This window comes from Acidimicrobiales bacterium (assembly GCA_035533095.1).
In the GTDB taxonomy this organism is placed as follows: domain Bacteria; phylum Actinomycetota; class Acidimicrobiia; order Acidimicrobiales; family Palsa-688; genus DATLUM01.
Map to the genome: position 1 here is coordinate 1 of DATLUM010000116.1, position 5,252 is coordinate 5,252.

The following is a 5,252-nucleotide window of genomic DNA, read 5'->3' on the forward strand; positions in this document are numbered from 1 at the left end:
GCCAGAAGGAGGTCGTTGTGGTCGGGGCGGGGACCGAGCGCCGGCCTGAGTGATCTTCTCCGTCGCTATTTTCGAGGCACACGATGGCGAGATCGTGGCAACCCGCCGGCCGCTCACTCCCGCTGTGGTCGCGCGCTCAGCTTGGCGCGGGATAGATCTGCATGACCTCAGCCACGTACCACGTGGTGTACCCCTCCGCCCGCAGGTCCGCCGAGAGCGCCTGCGGGTAGGCGATCGCGACGAGGAAATAGGCTCCGCCCTTCTGCCATCCGGCGTCTTCCAGGTCGTTGGAGCCGTGAACCGGGTCGATCGGGGTCCAGCCGTTCGCTCGCAGCCGGCGATCGTAGAAGGCGATGACGTCGGCGCCGCTCGCGGTCGTCGCGAGGTTGTGGCCGACGCTCGCGCCCGACGAGCCGTCGGGCGAGTAGGTCTGCGGCGTCGTGAACTCCCGGACGACCTTCGATCCGGGGGCATAGAGGCTCGCCTCGGGCATGGCCTGCAGGCTCGCGATCGGCCCATAGTCGGAGCAGGCGGCCGCCGTGAGCAGGACGAGCAGGACGAGGAGGGCGATCGCGCGCGCCCCCCTCGTCCGTGACCGGCCTAGTGCGGTGCCGTTCCGCTGAAGAATCGCCATCCGCCTGCCTCGAGGATGAGCACGCCGCTGGATGGTCGGGTCCTGGTCCCACTCGGACCCTGCGCCGTCAGCACGAGGTTGAAGGTGGCCGACCAGTAGCCACGATCTTCGACCGGAGCCGAGACGGAGCTGACGGTCACACTCGTGATTATCGCATCGCCCAGCCAGGAGGCCATGCCCGTCGACTCCTCTGGTTTCCGCGGACGGCGGCACGGAGGGCGCCAACGATCGGGGACACGCTCTCCGGCACGCGGCCCCCGTGCGGCCGGGTGTTCGTCAGGAACGCATCGGTGTCCTCAGCCGACGGTCCCCAGTGCCAGGTGTCCTCGAAGGCCAACAGCTGGGCGTCAGACTTGCGACCCGACCCGTCCGGGATGTACCGCTCGAGGATGTCGAGGTTGTCGCCGTAATAGAGAACGTTCGCCTTCATCGAGTTCGAGGATACTCGGCCGACCCACGAGACAGAGCGTGAGAGAACCCTACCGAGGCTCCTACTCCGAAAAGAGGTCCTTTGGGCGTGCCGACGAAGGAGATCAACACACGGTCAGGGCCACTGAGCTGGCCTTGAGGTCAGGCCAACAAGCGAACGGTCGGGACATCCCGGTGATCGACGTTGCCGGAACTGAGGGCGTGCGCCAGTGGCGGCCGGGCCCGAGTGGCCCGGATGGGGGCACCCACCGCGAGCGCGTCCGCTTCAGGAGGCGGTCGGCGACGGGTTCGGCTCGATCGTGAGCAGCGACCAGCGCTCGAGGTCCCAGACGAGGCCGACCATCGAGACGTAGTCGTGGGTGGTGCCCTTGTAGGCGATCGTGACGCGCACCTGCGCGCGGGCCGTGTAGAAGTACCCGCCGGCGCTGCCATAGGTGAGGGGCGTGATGGCGCGGGCCGCGAGCACCCGCGTGCCCGCCCAGGCGGCGGCGATCTGAGGCACGTAGGCGACGCGGCTCAGCTGGGCGCGCAGGCCGCTCCACGAGAGGTCATACGTCGTGTCCCAGTTCTCCGCACGCAACGCGACCAGGACCGCCGACAACGTCCCCTCGGCGTCGCGGGTGGGATGCTGCGCGCTGAGCGGCGGCCACGACGGCGGGGTGAGGCTCGGGAGTGCGATGGACGCGGGCGAGGCCGGTACGGATGCAGGCAGGCTGGGCGTTGGCGCAGCGGACACGAGGGGCACCGACGGCGCCGGCGAGCTGGCTCCGCTCGGCACCGCGTTGTGCATACCGGGCGGAGCGGCGTTCCGCGGGGCCGCCGACGGCTGACTCGCCGCACTGCACGCCACCACTGTCAGCGCGAGGAGCATCACAGCCGCCGTGCGGGCACTGGTGGCCGGGATGCCGTCGCGCCGTCTCCACCTCGTGGATCGAAACCGGAGTGCCACGTCAACTGCCCGAGGGCATCGGGTAGTGGATGAGGTCAACCCGAAAGATGGTGGCGAACCGGGCCTGGTCCGAGGCTGATGGCAGGCGTGGGTCGGTACCCTTGCGCCGGAAGGCGAGCCGGAACACCGCGTCGTCCTTCGCCCAGGCGACGGCGGCGATCTCGGTAGTGGCAGCGCCGGCATCCATCAGGGTTGGAGCCCAACCCGATTTCTGCAACTGCATCGCGTAGAAGCTCGACACCTCCATGACCGATGCGTTTGTACCGAGGAGATGACCGGAGTCGGCGTAGTTGGTGCCTTCGAAGGTGGTCTGCTCGTTGAGCCCCCCGGAGCTCAGCACCACGGCGCCTGGATAGAACAGCTGGTTCTCCGGCATGGCCTGGAGTCGTGCCAGCTGGCTCGCGTCCGTCCCGCACGCCGTCAGGACGACGACCAAGGCGACGGCTGCGGGAACGAGACGTCCGAGCATCAACACCCCGCTTGTTCGGCGAGTATGTACCACCCGACGGACGCAAGGACGCCGGTTTCTGTTCCTCGCTGGTGCTTCCCAGAGTGTGTGGAATTCGCCGCTCGCGGGCCCGCCGGTCAACGGCGAGACCGTCGCGAGCAATGTGGCCGCGGGGACCCCCACGTGACGGACGCATAGCCTGATCGTCGTCTTGTGGCATGGGCGACCTTCGCCTTCGGGCCCGATCGTATCCGGTGCTCAACGCCGGGTTCGACCCGCTGACCGGACTGCCTCGTGGCTGGACGCTCAACTGCCCCCAGTCGCACCCTGACGGGACCCAAACATCGGTCACGCAAGATGTCCCGATGTCGACCGATCTTGCATCACGCCGAGCCATCCCGGTTCCGCGCGGCTTCGTCGTCGGAGCCGGGCTCGTGCTGATCATCTCGACCGTGGGTGGCGCTATGCGGCGATTGGACTAGGTCCCTGCGCAACCAACCGGGCAGGCGCATCGTCTACTCACCGATGAAGATGTTCGCCGCCGCGCTGCTCTCTGTCCTGACCGCGGGATGCGCGACGCCGCTGCCGCCGGCGACCCCGACCGGATCGGCCGTGCCGACGAGTGTGCCCACGCCCTCCTCGACGCCGCGCCCGTCACCGAGTGCGAGCATCGTCTTCAAGTGCATCCCCATGATCTTGCCGGGGTTTGGAGTTACGCCTGCGCCGCCACCGGCCTACTGTTCGCCCTCCTCTGAGAACGCCGTCCTCAGAGCGGTAGCGTTCCTCGGCCACCCGGTCAAGGCGGTCACGATCGGCCCCTTCATCTTCACCTGTGGTGGCCCGTTTGCGACGGGGACGCGGAGCTGCCCGGCTGTCGCAATAACTCTCCCGGCTGCTTACGTGAGCTTCGTGGGCACGGACGAGGTCGCCGCTGTGGAAATCGGCACCCAGCGGGGCGGCTCTGGGACCGCCGCGACGGTCGTCGTAGCCGAGGTCCCGCCGGTAGGCTGGTCGATGCCGTAAGGGAATTCACGGGTTCCGCGAAGTTCGCCAGTTCACACACGTAGACTGTGCTCGCACGGGCCGATCCCAACCCTCAGCCACCGCTCCGGCTACTGCTGGTGCGGTCCCGAAACCCCGCTTGCAGAACCAAAGGAGGTATTGCGCCGCACCTGATCGAGGCAGACGATCTAGCCGACAACACCGAGACGGGGGAAACGTGGAACAGGGACGATGGTTCTCGGTCGGGCAACTCCCCCTCGCCTGTCTCGTTGGCCTGATCGTTGGGTACGGCGCATTCCTGCTCACGGCGCGAGCGTCGCAGGATCTGATGTTCGTGGGCTGCGTTCCGGCCGTCGAGGCCGGCTTCGACCCACTCACTGGACTACCCCACGGCGCGACGATCGAGTGCGCCCAACTAACTGGCGCCGGCGGGCAGATCCCTGTCGCGCAAGACATCCCGATGTCAGCCGATCTTGCGACGCGGCGAGCCATTCCGGTTCCGCTCGGCTTTGTGGTCGGAGCCGGGCTCGTGCTGCTGGTCTCGACGGTCATCCGCGCTCGGCGGCGTCTGTCGGACTGACGCTAACCGGCGCTCTCGTCTGCGGTGATGCCGGAACCGTGTCAGATCACACGTGCGCCCAAGCCACGATCGAAGGCCTTGCGCAACCAACGCGGCACGCCCACCGTCTACTCGACATGAGGACGTTCGCCGCTGCCCTGCTCTGTGCACTGCTCGCTGGGTGCGCGGCGCCGATGCCGTCCTCGACGCCGCTCCCATCACCGACCCCACCGCCGGCCTCGTCACCGAGTCCCTCTCCGTCTCCCTCTCTCTTGCCATCGGCGAGTCCGTCGATCACCTGCGTGTCCGCGTCCCACAGCGCGACCGGGGGCGTATTGGCAGATGAATGCCCGTCCGCGATCGTGACGTTCGATGCGGTCGCCGCCCGGCTCGGCTCGATCGCGCGGATCCGCATCGACCCCGATCCCTTCCAGTGCGGGGACCTCTGGCCAGGTGTCGGGTCCCCGCCCCTCTGCTTCGGGCCGATGATCCTGCCCGGCCGGGCGATGCACGGTTGGGCGAGCTTCGTCGGCACCGACAAGGTCGCCGCCATCGCGCTCGGACGATCCGCAATCGGCCCGTATTCAGTCGGAGCCTCCTTTGGCCCCTGGCAGGGAAGCCTGGAGGCCTTCGTCGTGCCCCCGGCCGGCTGGGTCATGCCGTAGCGAGTTGGCCGAACTGGCTGGTCCGTGCCGTCGTGTCCTCGTTCCCTGAACCTTGTCAGATCACACCTCTCTCGCGGCACGAAAGGACCTCGTTTCGGATCGGCCCGGGTGGGGGCTCTCCGCCGCACGGATCAGGGACCGGATCGGAGGTCCCCTTTCGGAACGGGGGAGGCGACGCCCGGACCGAGAGTACCCGGTCCCCTCGATCGCGGCCCGTCTGCTAGGCTAACGCGGTCGCTGCTCCGCGTTCCGACGACACGATCTCGTCCTACGGACGGCCAGCCTCGGGCGGCCCGACGGGGGTCGTCGAGGTAGCAACCGCGGTAGCAGTAGGGGCGCACGGCCCCGGTCACGGGACCCGAACAAATGGCCGGTTCGTGCGTAAACGCACCGTCTGCGGACGCCAGCGGACGCCATGGCGCACACTTCAAAACCGGTGGCGCCACGCTCGACGTGACGCGGTGGGTTCGACTCCCATGCGCTCCCGCCACCGAGCACACGGAGTACCGATGCGACGCCCCGCCGAGTCACCGCGGCCACCGAGCGTGGAGCGGCTGCTCGCCGCC

Annotated in this window: 10 protein-coding genes and 1 tRNA gene; 5 read left to right on the forward strand and 6 right to left on the reverse strand. The window is 68.3% G+C overall.

What is annotated here, in order from left to right:
- Positions 1–136: 136 nt before the first annotated feature.
- From VNF71_14460 to VNF71_14480, 5 genes are all read right to left on the reverse strand, one after another.
- A complete protein-coding gene (locus tag VNF71_14460) occupies positions 137–634 on the reverse strand; it encodes a hypothetical protein (protein HVA75758.1) in 498 nt (165 codons plus the stop codon).
- Entirely contained in the window at positions 601–774 is a 174-nt protein-coding gene (locus tag VNF71_14465; protein HVA75759.1) for a hypothetical protein, read from the reverse strand. Before VNF71_14465 ends, VNF71_14460 begins: the two co-directional genes overlap by 34 nt.
- A gap of 8 nt (positions 775–782) precedes the next feature.
- On the reverse strand, positions 783–1,064 hold the full coding sequence (locus VNF71_14470; GenBank protein ID HVA75760.1) for a hypothetical protein: 282 nt from the start codon (positions 1,062–1,064) through the stop codon (positions 783–785).
- Between the two features lie 264 nt (positions 1,065–1,328).
- On the reverse strand, positions 1,329–2,012 hold the full coding sequence (locus VNF71_14475; protein HVA75761.1) for a hypothetical protein: 684 nt from the start codon (positions 2,010–2,012) through the stop codon (positions 1,329–1,331).
- Position 2,013: 1 nt separating this feature from the next.
- Positions 2,014–2,481, reverse strand: coding sequence for a hypothetical protein (locus VNF71_14480; protein HVA75762.1), 468 nt, complete (start codon positions 2,479–2,481; stop codon positions 2,014–2,016).
- 197 nt (positions 2,482–2,678) lie between these two features.
- On the opposite strand from VNF71_14480, the gene VNF71_14485 reads away from it, so the two are divergent.
- Entirely contained in the window at positions 2,679–2,942 is a 264-nt protein-coding gene (locus tag VNF71_14485; protein ID HVA75763.1) for a hypothetical protein, read from the forward strand.
- 33 nt (positions 2,943–2,975) lie between these two features.
- Here VNF71_14485 and VNF71_14490 read toward each other — a convergent pair whose 3' ends face one another.
- Positions 2,976–3,146 (reverse strand): hypothetical protein, encoded by a 171-nt coding sequence (locus VNF71_14490; protein HVA75764.1) that lies wholly within the window; start codon positions 3,144–3,146, stop codon positions 2,976–2,978.
- Between the two features lie 533 nt (positions 3,147–3,679).
- Here VNF71_14490 and VNF71_14495 point away from each other — a divergent pair.
- From VNF71_14495 to VNF71_14510, 4 genes are all read left to right on the forward strand, one after another.
- Positions 3,680–4,042, forward strand: a complete 363-nt coding sequence (locus VNF71_14495; GenBank protein HVA75765.1) for a hypothetical protein — start codon at positions 3,680–3,682, stop codon at positions 4,040–4,042.
- 160 nt (positions 4,043–4,202) lie between these two features.
- Positions 4,203–4,367: a hypothetical protein gene (locus VNF71_14500; GenBank protein ID HVA75766.1), complete on the forward strand. Its 165-nt coding sequence runs from the start codon at positions 4,203–4,205 to the stop codon at positions 4,365–4,367.
- 16 nt (positions 4,368–4,383) lie between these two features.
- Positions 4,384–4,686, forward strand: coding sequence for a hypothetical protein (locus VNF71_14505; GenBank protein HVA75767.1), 303 nt, complete (start codon positions 4,384–4,386; stop codon positions 4,684–4,686).
- 402 nt (positions 4,687–5,088) lie between these two features.
- Positions 5,089–5,176 (forward strand) — tRNA-OTHER (locus VNF71_14510).
- The last annotated feature ends 76 nt before the right edge of the window (positions 5,177–5,252 follow it).

Bases quoted from the DNA above. Each gene is read 5' to 3' on its own strand.
- VNF71_14470 (HVA75760.1), bottom strand. From the start codon at position 1,064: ATGAAGGCGAACGTTCTCTATTACGGCGACAACCTCGACATCCTCGAG.
- VNF71_14490 (HVA75764.1), bottom strand. From the start codon at position 3,146: ATGCACTTGAAGACGATGCTCGCACTCGGTGACGGGCGCGGCGTCGAG.
- VNF71_14480 (HVA75762.1), bottom strand. From the start codon at position 2,481: ATGCTCGGACGTCTCGTTCCCGCAGCCGTCGCCTTGGTCGTCGTCCTG.
- VNF71_14460 (HVA75758.1), bottom strand. From the start codon at position 634: ATGGCGATTCTTCAGCGGAACGGCACCGCACTAGGCCGGTCACGGACG.
- VNF71_14485 (HVA75763.1), top strand. From the start codon at position 2,679: ATGGGCGACCTTCGCCTTCGGGCCCGATCGTATCCGGTGCTCAACGCC.